Raw genomic sequence first — 17,296 nt, forward strand, 5'->3', positions numbered from 1 at the left:
CGTCGCCCCCTTGAGGGGGAGCGCGCAGCGCTTCGGGGGTGGGCTAACCCCCCCTTGATTCAGGAGCAAAGGATGAAGGAAGGGATCGATCTTATCGGGGCGCCAACCGACGTCGGCGCCAGCATACGGGGTGCCTCGATGGGGCCGGAAGCGTTACGTGTGGCCGGCCTGCAGCAAGCGCTGCAGCGGCACGGCCTGGCCGTGCAGGATGCGGCAAACCTGGGTGGACCGCCCAACCCCTCCAGCGCGGCGCTGGCCGGGCTCCGGCACCTTGACGAGGTCGTCCAATGGAACCGCGAAGTCTACCAGGCGGTGCTGGCCTCGCAACGCAGGCAACACTTTCCCATCCTGATGGGCGGCGACCACTGCCTGGCCATCGGCTCGATCAGCGCGGTCGCGCAGCATTGCCGCGAAACCGGCCGGCCCCTCATGGTGCTATGGCTGGATGCGCACGCGGACGCCAACACGCACATCATCAGCCCGACGGGCAATATCCACGGCATGCCTATCGCATGCCTGTGCGGCGACGGCCCCGATACGCTGACCCGGCTGGGAGATGCCTATCCCGCGGTTGCCGATCCCTCCACCATCAGGCAGATCGGCATCCGCAGCGTGGATGCCGAAGAAAAGCGCCAGCTGCGTGCCATGGGCATCAAGGTGTTCGATATGCGCTATATCGACGAGAACGGCATGCGGCATACCATGGAAATGGCATTGGCCGGCATCACCGAAGACACGCATCTGCACGTCAGCTTCGACGCCGACTTCCTGGACCCCGCGGTGGCCCCGGGCGTGGGTACGCCGGTGCTGGGCGGCCCGACCTACCGCGAGGCGCAATTGTGCATGGAAATGATCGCGGACACCGGCCGCTTGTCGTCGCTGGACCTGATGGAGTTGAATCCGGCCAAGGATATGCGCAATCAGACGGCGGAAGTCGTGGTCGATCTGGTGGAAAGCCTTTTTGGAAAATCCACACTGATCCGTCCATAAAGATTTGTCATAATTGCAAGGCCCGTTGCGGTACCCTGCGGATTTCCCCGGGATATCGCCACAGGCACAGCCTCCCGCCCTTTCCCTACACCGAACATAGAGAAGAAATCGATGAACCGACACGACGACGCAGCCAAACTGATCCTGCGACTTTCGCTTGGCATCCTTATCCTGCTGCACGGCATCTCGAAAATGACGCACGGTGTCGGTGGCATCGTCAGCATGGTCCACGCACACGGATGGCCCGGTTTTACGGCCTACTTCGTCTATATCGGCGAGGTCGTGGCGCCCATCCTGCTTATCGCCGGCATCTTCACCCGCCTGGGCGGCCTGTTGATCGCCATCAATATGCTGGTGGCATTCCTGCTGGTGCATCACTCGCAATTGTTCATGCTCAATGACCAGGGCGGTTGGCAATTGGAACTGCAAGGCATGTACTTCTTCACCGCGATTGCCGTCGCATTGCTGGGCGCTGGCCGCTTCAGCGTCGGCGGCGCGGGGGGCCGCTTCAACTAAGTCTCGCGAGCACGGCAACAGCCGCTCAGCGGCACCCCTCGCATTGACGTACGCAACGGCCGGGCCACCCCGGCCGTTGCCATTCCTGTCATCCGCCTCACGCATGGAAGCAAATCCGCGCGGTTGCGACACAGCCTGTACCGCGGGTAGGAATTGGTAACCCCGCAGGCGTTTCAAAACGATTTCAGAAGTCCCCAGTCCACGACAGCATGCCTACACTGGCTGCATGCACCGAAACACGGCGCATTACAGGAGTCAGGCATGAAGAAGCTCTTTGCGGTCTTGGCGGTAACCAGTACGTTGAGCGGCTGCGTGGTGGTGCCGGCGCGCCCGGCCTATTACCATCCCCGGCCGGCGCCGGTGTATTACTACCCCGCGCCCTACTACTACCACTATTGACAGGACGCGTGAGCGATGTGGAGGCCTTATGGACGCGATCTACCCTTCGCGCATCGGCCGTCTGACAATCGGAGCGTTGCTGGTTGCGGCCGGCATGTCAGGCATGACGCCGTTGCGCGCGCAAACCAGCTATCCGCCGTCGGTGCCGTCGACCGGCTCGACGATTCCGGCTCCGCCGCAGGCGCCGCAGGCGCCCGTGTACCAGCAACAGGCACCGGCATATCCGGATAGCGGCGCGTATCCGGCCGGCCAGGCCGGCGTGGCCTATCCGCAGAACTTTCCCGGCCAGGACGTCCCCACGCAGGACATGGCGGCCGCCCCCGATCCTTCGCAGGCCCAGGCCGAGCCCGCCGATGACGCCGGCGCGGACCCGGCCGATGCCAATCTGGCAACGCTGGATACGTCGTCCCAGGCGCCGCCGCCGCTACCGGAATATGACCAGCCGCCGGCTCCCGGCGACGGCTACATCTGGGTGCCCGGCTACTGGGCGCGCAACGCATACGGCTTCTATTGGATTCCCGGCGCATGGATGCTCGCTCCCTACGTCGGCGCCCTGTGGACGCCGGGCTACTGGGTATACGTCGCGCCCGTCTACCGCTGGCGAAGCGGCTACTGGGGGCCGCACGTCGGCTACTACGGCGGCATCAACTACGGCTTCGGCTATGTCGGCCGGGGTTACGTCGGCGGCTATTGGCGCGACCGGCATTTCTATTACAACCGCGACGTCACGCGCGTCATCTCCGGCCGCTCGCGCTACGTCTACAGCCACCCCGTGGCAGTAGACAAGCCGGGGGGGCCGCGCGTGAGCTACTACGGCGGGCCGGGCGGACTGCGGCGCGGACCCGATGCGCGCGAACAGGCCGCGCTACACGAACGGCATTCGCCGCCGCTGCGCCTGCAGACCGACCTGGCGCGCAATGCGGGGCGGGACAGGCAACAGTACGCGTCCATGAACCAGGGCCGGCCGCCCAGGGCGGCGCTGGCCCATCCCGCCGGCAGCGCGGAAAACCATTGGGACCATGCCAGGGCGAACCGGGATCAAGCTGCAAGCGGCCGTCGGCCGGTCGACGGGTGGCCGGGCAGGAAAGACCAGGCCCGTCAAATGGAAACGCAGCAACGGCAACTGGACCAGCGCCTGCAAAGCCAGACGCAGCAAGCGGGCGAACAGCGCCGGCAATTGCGGCAGCGCGTCGACCAGCGGCCTGGCGTCGACGGCGGACAGCGACCGCCCCAGCCCGGCGCATCCCAGCCCGAGCACATGGCGCAAAGCGGGCCGGCATTCCCGCGGCAACTGCAGCAACAACAGCAGTCGCAGCAACAACAGCTTCGGCTGCAGCAGCAGCTCCAACAGCAGCAGTTGCAGCAGCGTGGCGAACAACAGCAACTGCAACAGCGCCAGCTTCAACAACCGCCGCTGGCCCCTCGGTCCGGACAACCGCTTCCCGACCCGCAATACCAGCAGCAACTGCGGCAGCAACAACAGCGCCAACAACAGCAGCTGGAACAGCAGCAGTCGCAACAACGGCAGCAATTGCAGCAACAGCAGTTCCAGCAGCGGCAGCAGCAGCAATTCGACCAGCGCCAACAACTGCAACGCGACCAGTATCGACAGCAACAGCAGGACCAATTGCAGCAACGGCAGCAATTCCAGCAACAGCAGTTCCGTCAGCAGCAATTGCAACAGGAACGGCAACAGCAGCAGTTCCGCCAGCAACAGCTGCAGCAGCAGCAACAACAGCAGCAGTATCGCCAGCAACTGCAGCGCACCAATCAGCGCGAAGGCGACGCGCGGCAACAGATGGTGCGCCAGGAATACTATCGACGCCAACAGGCGGTATCCCAACAGCTGACACTGCAGCATCGCGAACTCCAGCAGCAGGAGCGCTTGCGTCAACGCGAACAGCACCAGTCGCAACAGCAGTGGCAAACGCAGCGCCAGCAGGTGCAGCGCGATATCGCACGGCACGACAACGCGCAGCGTCGCGAGATACGCGGCAATCCGGCGCGGCAGGCGCCGGATCGGAGTTACCCTCGACAGGCACGCCCGTCGCAGCGCTGAAGCGTCGTACCCCGCACGGTCTGATTTCGACCTTGCAGGCAAGGGAATACCTTACATGCCCTCATCCGGCACATCGGATGGGAACACGACGCGGCGCGATGCCCGCTATTCGGGCAGAATCTCGTGGACCAGTTCGGCGGGGCGGCACAGGCGCGCCCCTTTGGACGTAACGACGAAAGGCCGGTTGATCAGGATGGGATGCTCGACCATGGCGTCCAGCAGGCGCTCGTCGTCGACATCGGCCGCATCCAGCCCCAGTTCCTGGTAGATCGGTTCTTTGGCGCGAACGGCATCCCGCACGCTCAAGCCCGCCTGCGCGATCAAGCCCTTCAAGGTATCGCGCGATGGGGGTGTTTTCAGGTATTCGATGACGGTAGGCGTGACGCCGGCTTCATGCAGCGCTTCCAGCACGGTTCGGGACGTGCCGCAGCGCGGATTGTGATAGATGGTGGTAGGCATGGCGGGACCTGTACATACGAATGCGCGCCGTGGCGCGGGGCGCAAAGTCTACTCCGCGCTTGCGGCCGCTGCCAGGGGGCAGCCGGCACGGGAAGCAGCCTCGCCCCGGCTCGCGCCCGACGCGGCATGGGCCCTGGATAGCGCCTAGTTGAATGGCCAGACAGTAGGGTTGGTACCGGGTGGTACCGATGGCCTAAGCCAACTGGAAGGTGTCGCCGAAAACCGCGCGGCATGGCGGACGGCGGCAAGCTTGCCGAAGCCCGATGCGCTTTCCTCCAGGTAGCCGTCCAGCGCCGGCATCGGGCAGGTCAGTCCGTTCGGCACGCGCGGCAGGCTCCTGAGCCAGCGCGCCGTCTGCGCCAGCGATACGCGGACATGCCAACTACCGCCTTCGGTCGCTTGCCGCGCCAGGGCCGCTTGCGCGCCGAAGGCCATCAAGTAGCCGCTGGCGTAGTCCAATATCTGAACCGGCAACGGCCGCGGCGCTTCCTGGCCCGCGGCCTGCGCTTCCGCGTGGTTGAAGCCGCTGGCGGTCTGCACCAGCGAATCGAAACCGCGACGCCGCGCCCAGGGCCCGACATGGCCATAGGCGGACAAAGAGACATAGACGATGCCGGGGCGCAAACGCGCGACGTCTTCCGGACCGAAGCCCTGCGCCTCCAGCGCGCCCGGACGATAGCCCTGCACGAACACATGGGCGCTGCGCAGCAGATTGCCCAAGGTGATGCGGCCGCTTGCCGTATCCAGATCCGCCAGCACCGAAAGCTTGCCACGGCTGGTTTCCGCGATGGCGTTGATATTCGGCAGGTTGGGAGAATTCAGGAGCATCACGTCCGCGCCGTAGGCGGCGAGCGTGCGCCCGCACACGGGTCCCGCGATGATGCGGGTCAAATCCAGCACGCGTATGTCCTGCAGCGGACGGTCCTGGCCATAGCGCGGCAAGGGACGCGCCGGCGCATCGCCAATGCGCTCCAGGCAGACCAGCGGCAGCTGCGACACGGCGATGCCCTGCGGATGGCGGTCCCATTCGTCGAAGGTACGCAAGGCCGCGACGACCAGGCCCGCATCGGCGGCGGCCTGTTCGAATTCCAGCGCTTTCCATCGCGACAGCGCACGCTCGACCGCGCGCCGTTCGACGGTTGCGCCGGTCGGGCAACCGAGCAACGCAAGCGCGCCGTCGCGATGGTGCGCGAAATTCGCGTGTATGCGAACCCAGTTGCCGTCGCCGCAGCGGTAGACCCCGGTGATCTTGTCCCAGCTGTTCGGCTGCACGCCGTCGACGGTGAAATACCCGCGCGTTTCCTGCGCCGCATGCCGCATATCGACGGAAACGCGCTGGCGCCGGCCGCCGCGCATATGCCAGATTTCACCCGCGGCGAGGGCCGCGGCGCCCATGCTGCACTGCGCGGCCATACCGACGGAAAAGGAAGATGGAAGAACGGGATCCGCGCCTGGCAGATCGATATAGCCAAGCGCCTCTTCCGGCATATCGACCACCTGCCATAAGGCGCTCAGCGCGCCATGCGCCGACTTACGGCTGGAGGAAGCCCCTCTGAAGAAGGGCGGACGTAGATCCATCAAATATCCCATTGCGGCTGGCCGTACTTATCCCAGCGCATTACAAATCTTCGACAAGGAGAGCGTCAACATAGTACGGGCAGGCGCGTGTTTCACGGTTTGACCGCCCTGGGGCAAGGTGGCCGCCGCCAGCGAGGGATGGCGATTGTTCGCAGCCATTGAGCGGTCACATCTATTTTCGTTTTGCATCTCAAACCTACGCCGCCAGCACGACGCCTGTGACGCGCTTCCAACACTTCGAGCGCGTATGCGTGAGGCATTGCAAGGCCTTCGGCACCTCAGGGAAATAGAGTGAAAAAAAACGCAATAGGCCTGACGCGCGTGACGGGACAGGGCCGCGCGGCGCCGGCCAGGATCGGCAGGCTGTCTTCCAGGCATTCCCGGGCGCCACGGCCCGGGCCTCGCAAACGTGATGATGCGACGGGCGGATGGCGGCGGATCAGCGCTCCAGCCGCCGCAGGAACACCGCGACTTCCTTGACGACCTGCGCGTCGCCGTGCGCTTGCGCGACGGCCGTCGCGCGTTGCCATGCCTCTCGCGCGCCATCGCTGTCCTGCCTGCCCAGGCGTGCCTTGCCCAGCCATTTCCATGCAACCGAATAGTCGGGGTCGTAGGCCACAGAGGTCTCCAGGTGCTCGCACGCCTTGTCGAAATTGCCGGCCTCCGCGTAGGCCTTGCCCAGCGTATATCGCAATAGTTTGTCGTCGCGGCCCGAGGCCAGCATGGCCTCGAGGCGTTCGGTCATCGATCCCGCCGTCATCGCATCCTCCTCTTGCTTTGATGGAACGATACCTCTTTCCGACCCGCGCCCGCACAGTCCGGCTTCGACGCCGTGCCGCGCGGAGCGACGTTGGCGATGCACCGCGGAGAGGAACGTCGAGGATGTTCCGGGCTGCGGCAACGGCGCCGTCTACAATGCAGGCCTTACCCGCATGACGATAGAAGGCACGCGCGCCATGACTTCCCTAGCCGATTTTTCGGCCGTCGACATCGACGGCAAGCAGCGCCCGTTAAGCGAGTTCGCGGGCAGCGTGGTGCTGATCGTCAACGTGGCTTCGCGCTGCGGCTTCACGCCACAGTACGCCGGGCTCGAAGCCCTGTACCGCGCGCATTGCGACGCGGGCTTTACGATATTGGGCTTTCCCTGCGATCAGTTCCGCCACCAGGAGCCCGGTGACGAAGCGGAAATCAAGCGCTTCTGCGCGCTGCACTATGACGTGACGTTTCCCATGTTTGCCAAGATCGAGGTCAACGGCGATAACGCCCATCCCTTGTATCGATGGCTGAAACGGGAACGGCCGGGGCTGCTGGGTACGCAATCCATCAAATGGAATTTCACCAAGTTCCTGGTGGGGCGCGATGGACAACCGATCAGGCGGTACGGCCCCGCCGACAAGCCCGGGGCAATCGCCCCGGCGGTCGTGGCGGCCTGCGCCGGCTAGGGCCTGCCCGGGCCCCGCCGGCAAGCGGAACGTCGACGCGGTCCCGCGGAACGCGGTCCGGAACTGCCCGGCATGGTCCGGGCCGCTGCCGTCCGCGGGGTTTCGCGTCGCCCGCCGCCGCTCATGAAATCATGCCGGCCCGGCGGGCCGTTTCCACCAGGCGCTCCGCGCCGGCAATGAAAGGCCCGTCCACCAGCTTGCCGTCCACCACGAACGCGCCCGTCCCTTTGGCCAGCTGCTCGCGTGCTGCCTGCACGACGCGCAGCGCGTGCGCCACGTCCTGTTCGTTGGGCATGAAGACTTCATTGGCCAGCGGCACCTGGGTCGGATGGATGCAGCTCTTGCCGGCGAAGCCCAGGTCACGCGCCGCCGCCGCGTCGGCGCGATAGCCGTCCGGATCCGCGATATTCACGAAAGCGCCGTCATAGGCATCGACACCCGCCTCCGCGGCCGCCAGGCGCACCTGCATGCGCACATGCTGCACCATGGCGGGATGGCCCTGGCGTATTCCCAGGGGCGCGAGCAGATCTCCAAAGCCGATCTGCAAGCCGGACACGCGGGCATGCGCGCATGCGATCTCCGCGGCGCGGCGCAGGCCGCGCGGGGATTCGATATTCGCCAGAATGCCGATCGGCCGCTGGATGCCGCGTTCGGCCTCCAGGCGCTGCAGCAGCTCGGCGGCCGCCACCACCGTATCGGGATCCTCCACCATCGGCAGATTCAGGACGCGCAGCGCCGGCCAGGCGACGGCCTCCACATCGGCGCGGAAATGCGGCGTGTCGATGCCATTGCAGCGCACGACAGCGACCTTGCCCTCCAGCGCCGGGGGCGCGGATTGCAGCCAGGCGGACAGGGTCGCGCGCGCCTCGGCCTTGCGGCCCTCTTCCACCGCGTCCTCCAGATCCAGCGAGATTGCATCGGCGGCGCTGGCCAGCGCCTTGGCATAAAGCTCCGGACGCGATGCCGGGACGAAAAGTTTGCTGCGCATGAAACCGTCTCCTTGCCTGGGGGAACCCTGGGTAAATACCAACTTTGCGAATTGTAGACAATTCACAATCTCCAGCATAGACTGCCTTTGCCCGCAAGCGCCAGCGAACGCACGTCGTCTCATTTGGGAGCGCCAGATATGATCCACCGCACGCTGAAATCCCTGTTCACGTTCATGGCGCTATGGGTGGCGCTGTGCGCCGCACCGGCGCACGCGGCGGACGCATGGCCGTCGCGCCCGATACGCATGATCGTGCCGTTCGCGCCGGGCGGCAGCAACGACGTCATTGCCCGCAAACTGTCCGAACGGCTCACGGCGCTGCTCGGCCAGTCCGTGGTGGTGGAAAACCGCGGCGGCGCGGGCGGCGTGATCGGGTCGAACGCCGTGGCGACGGCGGCCCCCGATGGCTACACCTTCCTGTTCGTGTCCGGTTCGCTGGCCACTACCGCGGCGGTGCAGAACACGCCCTACGATCCGCTGACCGCCTTCACGGCGGTCTCGCGCGTGGCCACCGCGCCGTTCGTGATACTGACGCGCACGGGCTTTCCGGCCACCACCCTGCCCCAGCTGATCGCGTATGCGAAGGCCAATCCCGGCCAGATCAACTATGGCAGCGCCGGCCTGGGCGACAGCACGCAACTGGCCACCGAGCTGCTAAGCAATATCGCGGGCATCAAAATGCAGGCCGTGGGATACAACGGCATCGCGCCCGCGCAGCTGGACCTGCTGGCCGGCCGCCTGGACCTGATCATTACCACCATCGCCGCGATCCGCGGCACCGCCTCGGAAAAACTGCCGAAACTCGCCTTCACCACCGCGCAGCGCGATCCGGAATTCCCCGATATACCGACGGCCAGGGAGGCCGGCCTGGATTATGTGGTCGACGTCTGGTGGGGCGTATTCGCGCCACGCGACCTGCCCCCCACTATACTCACGCGAATGAACGGCGCCATCGCGCAGGTCGCCGCGGAGCCCGCCTTCGCGGCATTCCTCAAGACTTCCGGCGCGCAATCCACGCCGTCCTCGCCCGAGGCGTTGCAGGAAACGCTGGCGCGCGACCTGGCGCGCTGGACCGATACCGCCCGGCGCGCCGGCATACGCCCGAACTGAATCCCTATCCCGATGAAGCCACAAGACGAACCTGCCGGCGACGGCCTGCCCGAACTGCGATCCGCCGTGCAAGCCATGACACCGCGCCTGCACGGCATGGTGTCGCGCACGGACGCCGGCCAGATCGCCGCCGAGGTGCTGCGATTGAACGATGCCGTGCGGGCCGGCGTGCAGGGACGCATCATCCCGGGCAGCCATCCCCAGGACCATCCGACGCTGATGGCGTGCGCGCGGGATGCGCTGCCCGCGGGTGGCCCGGCACCGACCCTGCCTGAAGGTTCGCTCGCGCAGGCGTCGGCCATGGTGCGGGCAGGCGCGACCAGCGCGGAAGCGCTGACAAGGCAGGCATTGGCGCGTGCCGCCGAAGTACAGCCGGCGCTGAATCCCTTCATCGCCATCTGGGGCGAACGTGCGCTGGAGCAGGCGCGCGAGTACGACCGCGAACTGGCGCAAGGCCGCTGGCGCGGCCCGCTGCACGGCATCCCCCTCGCGCACAAGGACTGCTTCACACGCACCGGCCTGCCCATGACGGTAGGCTCCAAGGTCTTCCCGGACAGGCCGGGCGATGCCGATGCGGCCGTACTGCAACGCCTGCGGGACGCGGGGGCAATAGACCTGGGCCCCCTCAATCTGAGCGAGATGGTCTCCGGCCCGACAGGGCAGAATCCCCATTGGGGAGATTGCTGCAACGCGCACGATCCCTCTCGGGTGGCCGGTGGCTCCTCCAGCGGTTCGGCCGTGGCCGTGGCTGCCGGCGCGGTATTCGGATCGCTGGGATCGGACACCGGCGGATCGATCCGCCTGCCCGCGTCGATGAACGGCGTATACGGCCTCAAGACGACGTATGGGCTGGTGTCGCGGCGCGGCTGCTTTCCGCGCGCGTGGTCGCTGGACTGCATCGGGCCGCTGGCGCGCACCCCATTGGATTGCGCCCTGATACTGCAGGCGGTGGCCGGGCATGACGAAGGCGATCCCTCCAGCCTGCACGCCGAAGTGCCTGGCTATGCCGCGTCCGTGGCCGGCGGCGCCCCCGACACGCGTGTGGCGCTGCTGGAAGGACTGGACCCTTACGACGACGCCATTGCGGCCGCCCTGCATGCCTACGCGGCGCGCGCCACGGAGGTCTTCGGCCCCATCGCCCATGTCCGCTTCGACGATCTGCCGGCCTGCTACGCGATGGGCGACGTCATCGCCAAGGTTGAAGGCGCGGCCACGCACGGCGAATGGATGCGCCGCACCCCCGAGCGCTATTCCCAGGCCGTTTATTCGCGCACCGAACCGGGCCTGCACATTCCGGCGGTGCGCTACGCGGAAGCGCTGCTCGCCCGCGCCGGCCTGCTGCAAGCCTGGCTGGCCGGACCGATGGCGCAGTCCGATGTCGTGGTGTGCCCGACCGTACCCATCCAGGTACCGACGCGCGCCGAGGCGGATATGGAGGGCAAGGGACGCGTGTTCGGCGTGGTGGCGGCCATTACCCGCCTGACGCGGGCTTTCAACTATCTGGGATTGCCGGTGTTGAGCGTGCCGATCGGCAGGGACGAAAACGGCATGCCCATCGGCGCCCAACTGATCGGCAGACCCTTGTCGGAGGCCCGGCTGCTGGCCGTGGCCCATGCGTTGCAGGGAGGTCAAGCATGACGGAGCGGACACCGGAAACCATTCCCTATTTCCTGCGCGAAAAAATACGCGCGCTGATCGTCGACGGCACCTTCCAGCCCGGCCAGCCGCTGCGCGAGCAGGACCTGGAACGCCGCTTCGGCTCCAGCCGCGGCCCCATCCGCGAAGCGCTGCGCCTGCTGGAGCAGACCGGATTGGTGACCCACATGCAGCGGCGCGGGTTTCGCGTGACACTCTATGACGACAGGGAAATCCGCGACCAGTACCTGCTGCGCGCCGAACTGGAAGCCTATGCCATCCGGCAATTGGCCGACGCGGGCGACCTGGGGCCGCTGCTGCAAAGCCTGAAGGCATGCCGCGCGCAGCTCGAAGCCGCCTACAAGGCGCGCGACCCGCGCGCATACCTGACGGAGATACGCCGGTTCTATGACGCCATCGCGGCCTATACCGGCAACCGTCCCTTGTGCAACGCGCTGGCGCGCTTGAACGAAACGGCCGAACCGCTGCGCTACAACCTGCTGTCGAGGCGGCTCGAGGAAAGCCGCACGCGGCAGTACATGCTGAAGATCATCCAGGCGCTGGAAGCGGGCCGTTTCGACGAAGCGGCCGCGCTCAAGCGCGAACATGTACTGATGAACCTGCCCAGCATAGTCGAAGCGTATGCCGCGGCGCGCTATCAGGAGCGCAAGGCAGCGGCGGCCTGAGGCGCGGCCCCGTCGAAGCCGTAGAGCTCGCGCGGGCTGTCGACGAGGATGCGCTGGCGCACGGTTTCCTCGGGCGCCCACCGCGCCAGCAAGGCCAGCAGCTGCACGGTATCCGGAGGCGTATGCGCGCGCTCGGTCACGTGCGGCCAGTCGCTGCCCCAGACCAGCCGTTGCGGCGCCGCGCGCACGAAGGCTTGCGCCACCGCCGTCGCATCGGGATAGTCCGGTCCGCCCTGCAACGTGTTCAGATACGCACCGGACAATTTCACCCAGCAATTGCCGCGGTCGATCAGGCCGCGCACGATGCCCCACGCCGGATGGCGCACGCCCAGGCCGGGCGGCAGGCGCGCCATATGGTCGAACACGATGGGACAGGGAAGCCTCGACAGCAGGGCCGCGTGCGCGGCGATCTGGTCGCCGGACATATGCAGTTGCGCGTGCCAGCCCAGGTCGGCGATGCGACGGGCCAGGGTTTCGATCATATCGACCGTCATCACGGTGTCGGCCGGATTCCAGACGCTGAAGCGCAGGCCGCGCACGCCACCGTCATCCAAAGCGCGCAGCGTCGCGCCATCCACATCCGGCGGCACCACGGCGATGCCGCGCGCCTGGCCGGCGAATTGCGCCACCGCATCGAGCAGGCAGGCATTGTCGGTACCGTAGCGCTTGGCCTGGACGATGACCGCGCGCCGGGTTCCCATGCGATGGGCAACGGCGCGGTATTCGCTGACCGTGCCGCCCTCGAATGGCGCGCCGTTGCCGGGCTGCTCGGCAAAGCGCGGGTCGAAGATATGCAGGTGGCTGTCGCAGGCGTCGGGTGGGATATCGAAGAGCGGATGCATGGTGTCTTTCTCGCGGAAATGTCAGCGGAGCGCCATGGCGTTGGCTGGCGAGCCGACGCCGCCGCGCAGGTTCAGCGGCGATGAAACGAAGAAGTACTCGTGCCGGCCATGGCGGTGCGCGTCCTCCGCCAAGGCATCGAGATCGAACATTTCTCCCAGCAACAGGCCCAGCCGGGCGATCGCGAGGTGCAGGCTGGGGCGGCCGGCCGCCAGCGGCCAGCGTTCGACCGTAACGCCATCGGATGCGACGCCGGCCACGCGGTGATCCCACAGGAAGGCCCACATGTCGACATCGCCGGAAAGGCCGGAGTAATCGCGGCCGGCAAACAACGCCGCGCGTCGGTTATCGTCTTTCGCCTCGCGAAAGGCCTGTACCCAGCCGGTGCGGACCAGCAGCAAGTCGCCGCGCCGCAACGGCGTCCCCTGTTCCCGCAGGCAGGCATGAAGGTCGTCCGCGCTGGCCGCCAGGCTGCCGCACGCTTCCCACGGCCGCCCCATCCTGGCGAAATGGCGTGGCAGGTCCACCAATACCGCGCGCGTGGCGATACCGAAGCGCGCCAGGTGCTCGATGCCATTTCGCGTGCCTTCGCGCTGGGTCACATCGCCGTCCTGCGCCCCGTTGTAAAAGCCGCGCAGGGGATCGGCGATATGCGTCAGGCCGTCCCACTGCGTGGAGGACTGAAGGTAGAAATCGTCGACCTTGTCGTCGCGCACGACCAGCCCGGCGTAATCCAGCTTGAACAAGGTCTGCCGGGGCGCGCGGCGCAGCTTGTGGCTGGCCTGTCCGATCATGCCCAGCGGCATATGCATGGGCAGGTTCAGGTTGAAGCGCAATCCCGTCCGAATCAGCCCGGCCGCGGCGGCCACGGTGTCGGGCGCGATGTTGTTCAGCGTACCGAGCTGGTCGCCCATGCCCCAGACGCCCCAGCACAAGGGGAGGCCCGACGCATCGGGCCGCGGCAGGTCGGCATAGGCGGGAAACGGAGTATCGGTCATGCGGGAACCTGTGCGCACGGGATCGAGCGTCGCGACAGCCTCAGCTGATGCGCTGCCCTTTGGTTTCGGGCGAAATAAGCACCACCGTCCAGGCAAGGAAGAACGCCACCACGGTGGTCAGCATGCCGGTCTTGAAACCGGCGGCGGATGTGGCCAGCGCGCCGATCAGAAAAGGCGCGATCATGCCGCCGATGCGTCCACCGTTATAGGCCAGGCCCATGGCGAAGCCGCGCGCCGCGGTCTTGGGCACCAGCTCGGCCGCGAACGGCCCCATGCCGGCGAACAGGCCGGTGATGCCCATGCCGGTAAAGAAACTGGCGACGAGCAGCACGGGCTGCTGTTGCACCGTGACAAAACCGATGACGGCGATGGCGCCGATCAGCAGATAGATGGAGAACGTCTTCTTGCGGCCGATGCGGTCCACCAGCGATGCGAAGATCAGGAACCCGACCAGCGATCCCAACTGCTGGGCCAGCGTAAAGCCCAGGCTGTGCACGAAGTCGAAATGCTTGACCGTCACCAGGAAGGTCGGCGTCCAGGTGAACACGGCCCAATACACGTACTGCACGAAGAAGATGAAGCCGAAGGCCTTGGCCAGCCCCTTGGCATTATCCGGGTGGCGCAGATCGGCAAGACTGCCGCGCGGCGCGCCGGTCTTGACGCGCGCCAGCCAGACCGGCGATTCCGGCGTGCGGCGCGCCACCGGGTACAGGATCACAATGGGCAGCAAACCGATGGCATACACCCAGCGCCAGCCGCCGCCGTCCAGCCCGCCGGTGGCATTGCCCACCAAGGCGACGACGCCGATGGCCAGCAGCGACCCCAGGGGCAGGCCGAGCTGCATCAGCGCCCCGCCCTTGCCGCGATGTTCCGGTTTCCAGGTTTCGGCCACCAGCGCCGCCCCCGCCGTCCATGCCCCGCCCATGCCCAGCCCCGCCAGCACGCGCGTGGCCGCCACCATGACGGCACCCGTCGCCAGCGCCGTGGCGCCCGAAAACACCGAATAGACCAGGATGGTCAGGATCAAGGTCCTGACGCGGCCGTAGCGGTCCGCGACCCAGCCGAAGGCGATGCCGCCCACGATCTGTCCCAGCGCGGAGAGGCTGCCGATCAGGCCCGCCTGCGCCTTGGTCAGGTCGAAATAAGCGATGAAAGCCGGGACGGTCAACGACAGGATGAAGATCTCGTAGACCTCGAACAACCAGCCCAGTCCCGAGAGCGTGAGCACGCGCCATGCGTCGCGCGAAACGTCCCGATACCAGGGCCCCGCGGCCGCGGCGGAGCCGGCGGGCGGTGATGAGTGATCCGACATGAGCGCGCTCTCCTTTACTTCGTTTTACCCACGCGGCCATCGCCCGGCCGCCCGGCGGCTCGTCGACGGGCGCGGAAATCCGGTCAGCGGTTGTCTTCCGCGCCGAAGTCCATGCGGCGCTCGCGCGGCAAGCGCAGGTACTCCAGCACCTGCGCCATCGGCACGACGTCCGCGAACTGCCGGTTCATGTCGAACAGGCTGATGGCATGCGAAATCGGAATCCGATCGAACACGCACTCCTGCGGCACGATGGTGCGGAAGTTGTACGAAGCGGAATCGAAGACCGTGGCGCGGATGCAATTGCTGGTCGCGCCGCCCATGACGATGACGGTATCCACGCCGCGGTCGATCAGATAGCCCAGCAAAGGCGTGCCGTGAAAGCCGCTGGGCTTCTTCTTCACGAATACGACGTCGCCCGCCGCGGGATGCAGGGCGTCCACCAGTTCGGCGCCCAGCGTGCCGGCCAGGCACCAGCGCTCGCTGTCCAGCAGCCCACGCTTGCGGCGGTAGCCGCCGATATCGCTGCCGTCGCGCTCCACCTCGAAGCGCGTGAAGAAGCACGGCACCTGGGCCTGCTGCGCCGCGCTGACGACCTGCGCGATGGCGGCGACCGACGCGCGGCCCACATCGCCGCAGCTGGAGGGCCAATCGGCGTCCTCCCCCAGCGCGCCCACCATGTACTTCTGCGCGTCGATAACGACCAGCGCCGGGCACTGGCCGAAGCCCATGCGCTTGCCGAAGCCGCCGCGCCGCAGGACCGCCGCGTCCTGCTCCGACAGATAGGATTCCCAGAGAGCCGTCATACTGCCCGCCTTTGCTTGAGTCGCGATGTGGATCGGGATGCAAGCGCCGCCGGTCAGTCCGCCTGCCGGCAAGCGCGTCGTAAGTCCTGTGGAATGAAGGAACGTCAGCCGAGGACGCCCGCGGCACGCAGGCGGTCCAGTTCGGCATCGGTCCACCCGCCGTCGCGCAGCACCTGTTCGGTATGCTGGCCCAGCGTGGGCGCGGCGCGCGGCGCCGCGACCGGCCCTTCGCCGAAGCGTACCGGACGCGCCAAGCCCCGATAGCTGCCGACGACGGGATGCCGGTAGGTATGCACCATGTCCTGCGCCGCCACCTGCGGATGGTCGAACATGTCCTCGATGGGACGCGCCGGGGCGCACGGTACGCGTACGCCGAAAATTTCCTCCCATTCCAGCGCGGTATGGGCGCGCAGGGCCTGGCGCAGCCTGGGCACGATCTCGTCCGCATGCTCGGCGCGCTTGCGCACGCTGTCGTAGCGCGGGTCCGCCGCCATGTCGGGCAGGCCGACAAGCTCGCATAGCGCCTCCCAGAAATGAGGCGTGTTGGCCGAGAGATAGATGCTGCCTTCGCGGGTGGGATGCAGGCCGGTGATGCCGCCGGAACGCATGTCGCGCCAGACCTCGCGCGGTTCGTTTTCGGCCCAGATAAAACGCGCCGATTGCATGGCCAACGCGCTGCCCAGAAGCGATACCCCGACGTACGAGCCCTGCCCCGTGCGTTCGCGCTGGTACAGGGCGGAGGAGACACTGCCGGCCAGCAGCGCCGCCGCGTAGTAGTCCACCACGGACCCATACACGATCTCGGCATCGCCGGGCGCGCCCTGGAAGGTGCAGATGCCGGTCATGGTCTGCAGCACCTGGTCGTAGCCGGCGCTGTCCTTCAGCGGGCCGCTATCGCCATAGCCGGTAAGCGCGCAATAGATCAGGCGCGGATTGCGCGCGCGCAGGGTGTCGTAGTCGATGCCCAGCCGGGGCGGGACGGTGGGACGGAAGTTATGCACCAGGACGTCGGCCTGCTCTACCAGCCGTAGCAGGACCTCGTGGGCGGCGGGGTTTTTCAGGTCCAGCTGCACGCCCAGCTTGCCGCGGTTCACGCCCAGGAAGGCGCGGCCCTCGGCGGCCAGCGTGGAAGGATAGTTGCGCAGGTTGTCGCCCTGCGGCGGTTCCACCTTGATGACTTCCGCGCCCTGGTCGGCCAGCAGCGTGCAGCCATACGGTCCGGCGATATAGCCGCTGAGGTCAAGCACCTTGACGCCGGCGAGCGGGCCGCGATCGGCGGCGTCGCCCGCGGGAGGATGTGATCCGGGATCAGTTGGAGTCAATCGGACACCTTGGATATCTGTGAATCTGGTGACGGCCGCGACCGGCGCGGCTCGCCGCTGTATTTGCCTGGGAAAATTCTAGCGACCCCACCTCAGATTGTCTACAATTTACAAAAAACAAATCAGGGCGAAGGTAGCGATACGGCCCATCTACCGCGG

Annotated in this window: 17 protein-coding genes; 8 read left to right on the top strand and 9 right to left on the bottom strand. The window is 66.7% G+C overall.

Annotated elements, in window-relative coordinates:
- The first annotated feature begins 72 nt into the window (after positions 1–72).
- The 4 genes from rocF (at position 73) to CAL28_RS29800 (ending at position 3,964) form a co-directional block, all read left to right on the top strand.
- Positions 73–990, top strand: coding sequence for an arginase (gene rocF, locus CAL28_RS16560; protein WP_094842393.1), 918 nt, complete (start codon positions 73–75; stop codon positions 988–990).
- A 111-nt stretch (positions 991–1,101) separates the two neighbouring features.
- Positions 1,102–1,506, top strand: coding sequence for a DoxX family protein (locus CAL28_RS16565; RefSeq protein WP_094842394.1), 405 nt, complete (start codon positions 1,102–1,104; stop codon positions 1,504–1,506).
- A 261-nt stretch (positions 1,507–1,767) separates the two neighbouring features.
- Positions 1,768–1,905, top strand: coding sequence for a hypothetical protein (locus CAL28_RS29795; protein WP_176464022.1), 138 nt, complete (start codon positions 1,768–1,770; stop codon positions 1,903–1,905).
- 28 nt (positions 1,906–1,933) lie between these two features.
- Positions 1,934–3,964, top strand: coding sequence for a YXWGXW repeat-containing protein (locus tag CAL28_RS29800; RefSeq protein ID WP_254926150.1), 2,031 nt, complete (start codon positions 1,934–1,936; stop codon positions 3,962–3,964).
- Positions 3,965–4,069: 105 nt separating this feature from the next.
- Here the strand turns inward: CAL28_RS29800 and arsC are convergent, their stop codons facing one another.
- The 3 genes from arsC to CAL28_RS16585 all read right to left on the bottom strand — a co-directional run bounded on the left by arsC (position 4,070) and on the right by CAL28_RS16585 (position 6,746).
- Positions 4,070–4,423, bottom strand: coding sequence for an arsenate reductase (glutaredoxin) (arsC, locus tag CAL28_RS16575; RefSeq protein ID WP_094842395.1), 354 nt, complete (start codon positions 4,421–4,423; stop codon positions 4,070–4,072).
- Positions 4,424–4,567: 144 nt separating this feature from the next.
- The gene (locus tag CAL28_RS16580) at positions 4,568–6,013 is read right to left on the bottom strand and encodes a CoA transferase (RefSeq protein WP_094842396.1); all 1,446 of its coding nucleotides are present in this window, start codon (positions 6,011–6,013) and stop codon (positions 4,568–4,570) included.
- A gap of 427 nt (positions 6,014–6,440) precedes the next feature.
- Positions 6,441–6,746: a tetratricopeptide repeat protein gene (locus CAL28_RS16585; protein ID WP_254926151.1), complete on the bottom strand. Its 306-nt coding sequence runs from the start codon at positions 6,744–6,746 to the stop codon at positions 6,441–6,443.
- A 211-nt stretch (positions 6,747–6,957) separates the two neighbouring features.
- Between CAL28_RS16585 and CAL28_RS16590 the strand changes: the two genes are divergently transcribed.
- Positions 6,958–7,443, top strand: a complete 486-nt coding sequence (locus CAL28_RS16590) for a glutathione peroxidase (protein ID WP_094844674.1) — start codon at positions 6,958–6,960, stop codon at positions 7,441–7,443.
- A gap of 121 nt (positions 7,444–7,564) precedes the next feature.
- Here CAL28_RS16590 and CAL28_RS16595 read toward each other — a convergent pair whose 3' ends face one another.
- Positions 7,565–8,431: an HpcH/HpaI aldolase/citrate lyase family protein gene (locus tag CAL28_RS16595; protein WP_094842398.1), complete on the bottom strand. Its 867-nt coding sequence runs from the start codon at positions 8,429–8,431 to the stop codon at positions 7,565–7,567.
- A 138-nt stretch (positions 8,432–8,569) separates the two neighbouring features.
- Here CAL28_RS16595 and CAL28_RS16600 point away from each other — a divergent pair, with 138 nt between their 5' ends.
- Genes CAL28_RS16600 through CAL28_RS16610 form a run of 3 tightly spaced genes read left to right on the top strand, consistent with a single transcriptional unit; the run spans position 8,570 to position 11,862 of the window.
- The gene (locus tag CAL28_RS16600) at positions 8,570–9,541 is read left to right on the top strand and encodes a Bug family tripartite tricarboxylate transporter substrate binding protein (protein WP_094842399.1); all 972 of its coding nucleotides are present in this window, start codon (positions 8,570–8,572) and stop codon (positions 9,539–9,541) included.
- A 12-nt stretch (positions 9,542–9,553) separates the two neighbouring features.
- Positions 9,554–11,179 carry an amidase gene (locus tag CAL28_RS16605; RefSeq protein WP_094842400.1) on the top strand — a complete coding sequence of 542 codons (1,626 nt, stop codon included), beginning with the start codon at positions 9,554–9,556 and terminating at the stop codon, positions 11,177–11,179.
- Positions 11,176–11,862 carry a GntR family transcriptional regulator gene (locus CAL28_RS16610; protein ID WP_094842401.1) on the top strand — a complete coding sequence of 229 codons (687 nt, stop codon included), beginning with the start codon at positions 11,176–11,178 and terminating at the stop codon, positions 11,860–11,862. The genes CAL28_RS16605 and CAL28_RS16610 overlap by 4 nt, the downstream gene beginning before the upstream one ends.
- Here the strand turns inward: CAL28_RS16610 and CAL28_RS16615 are convergent.
- The 5 genes from CAL28_RS16615 to CAL28_RS16635 all read right to left on the bottom strand — a co-directional run bounded on the left by CAL28_RS16615 (position 11,835) and on the right by CAL28_RS16635 (position 17,137).
- Positions 11,835–12,704: an amidohydrolase family protein gene (locus CAL28_RS16615; RefSeq protein ID WP_094842402.1), complete on the bottom strand. Its 870-nt coding sequence runs from the start codon at positions 12,702–12,704 to the stop codon at positions 11,835–11,837. The genes CAL28_RS16610 and CAL28_RS16615 overlap by 28 nt on opposite strands.
- A gap of 21 nt (positions 12,705–12,725) precedes the next feature.
- Entirely contained in the window at positions 12,726–13,700 is a 975-nt protein-coding gene (locus CAL28_RS16620) for a cyclase family protein (protein WP_094842403.1), read from the bottom strand.
- A 40-nt stretch (positions 13,701–13,740) separates the two neighbouring features.
- A complete protein-coding gene (locus CAL28_RS16625) occupies positions 13,741–15,012 on the bottom strand; it encodes an MFS transporter (protein ID WP_094842404.1) in 1,272 nt (423 codons plus the stop codon).
- 83 nt (positions 15,013–15,095) lie between these two features.
- Complete coding sequence (locus tag CAL28_RS16630; RefSeq protein ID WP_094842405.1) at positions 15,096–15,815, bottom strand: cysteine hydrolase family protein; 720 nt, start codon at positions 15,813–15,815, stop codon at positions 15,096–15,098.
- 104 nt (positions 15,816–15,919) lie between these two features.
- A complete protein-coding gene (locus tag CAL28_RS16635) occupies positions 15,920–17,137 on the bottom strand; it encodes a CaiB/BaiF CoA transferase family protein (protein WP_094842406.1) in 1,218 nt (405 codons plus the stop codon).
- Between the last annotated feature and the right edge of the window lie 159 nt (positions 17,138–17,296).

Source organism: Bordetella genomosp. 11 (assembly GCF_002261215.1).
In the GTDB taxonomy this organism is placed as follows: domain Bacteria; phylum Pseudomonadota; class Gammaproteobacteria; order Burkholderiales; family Burkholderiaceae_B; genus Bordetella_C.

Excerpts from the sequence above, each read along its gene's own strand:
- rocF (WP_094842393.1), top strand. The coding sequence starts at position 73 with ATGAAGGAAGGGATCGATCTTATCGGGGCGCCAACCGACGTCGGCGCC.
- CAL28_RS16565 (WP_094842394.1), top strand. The coding sequence starts at position 1,102 with ATGAACCGACACGACGACGCAGCCAAACTGATCCTGCGACTTTCGCTT.
- CAL28_RS29795 (WP_176464022.1), top strand. The coding sequence starts at position 1,768 with ATGAAGAAGCTCTTTGCGGTCTTGGCGGTAACCAGTACGTTGAGCGGC.
- CAL28_RS29800 (WP_254926150.1), top strand. The coding sequence starts at position 1,934 with ATGGACGCGATCTACCCTTCGCGCATCGGCCGTCTGACAATCGGAGCG.
- arsC (WP_094842395.1), bottom strand. The coding sequence starts at position 4,423 with ATGCCTACCACCATCTATCACAATCCGCGCTGCGGCACGTCCCGAACC.
- CAL28_RS16580 (WP_094842396.1), bottom strand. The coding sequence starts at position 6,013 with ATGGGATATTTGATGGATCTACGTCCGCCCTTCTTCAGAGGGGCTTCC.
- CAL28_RS16585 (WP_254926151.1), bottom strand. The coding sequence starts at position 6,746 with ATGACCGAACGCCTCGAGGCCATGCTGGCCTCGGGCCGCGACGACAAA.
- CAL28_RS16590 (WP_094844674.1), top strand. The coding sequence starts at position 6,958 with ATGACTTCCCTAGCCGATTTTTCGGCCGTCGACATCGACGGCAAGCAG.
- CAL28_RS16595 (WP_094842398.1), bottom strand. The coding sequence starts at position 8,431 with ATGCGCAGCAAACTTTTCGTCCCGGCATCGCGTCCGGAGCTTTATGCC.
- CAL28_RS16600 (WP_094842399.1), top strand. The coding sequence starts at position 8,570 with ATGATCCACCGCACGCTGAAATCCCTGTTCACGTTCATGGCGCTATGG.
- CAL28_RS16605 (WP_094842400.1), top strand. The coding sequence starts at position 9,554 with ATGAAGCCACAAGACGAACCTGCCGGCGACGGCCTGCCCGAACTGCGA.
- CAL28_RS16610 (WP_094842401.1), top strand. The coding sequence starts at position 11,176 with ATGACGGAGCGGACACCGGAAACCATTCCCTATTTCCTGCGCGAAAAA.
- CAL28_RS16615 (WP_094842402.1), bottom strand. The coding sequence starts at position 12,704 with ATGCATCCGCTCTTCGATATCCCACCCGACGCCTGCGACAGCCACCTG.
- CAL28_RS16620 (WP_094842403.1), bottom strand. The coding sequence starts at position 13,700 with ATGACCGATACTCCGTTTCCCGCCTATGCCGACCTGCCGCGGCCCGAT.
- CAL28_RS16625 (WP_094842404.1), bottom strand. The coding sequence starts at position 15,012 with ATGTCGGATCACTCATCACCGCCCGCCGGCTCCGCCGCGGCCGCGGGG.
- CAL28_RS16630 (WP_094842405.1), bottom strand. The coding sequence starts at position 15,815 with ATGACGGCTCTCTGGGAATCCTATCTGTCGGAGCAGGACGCGGCGGTC.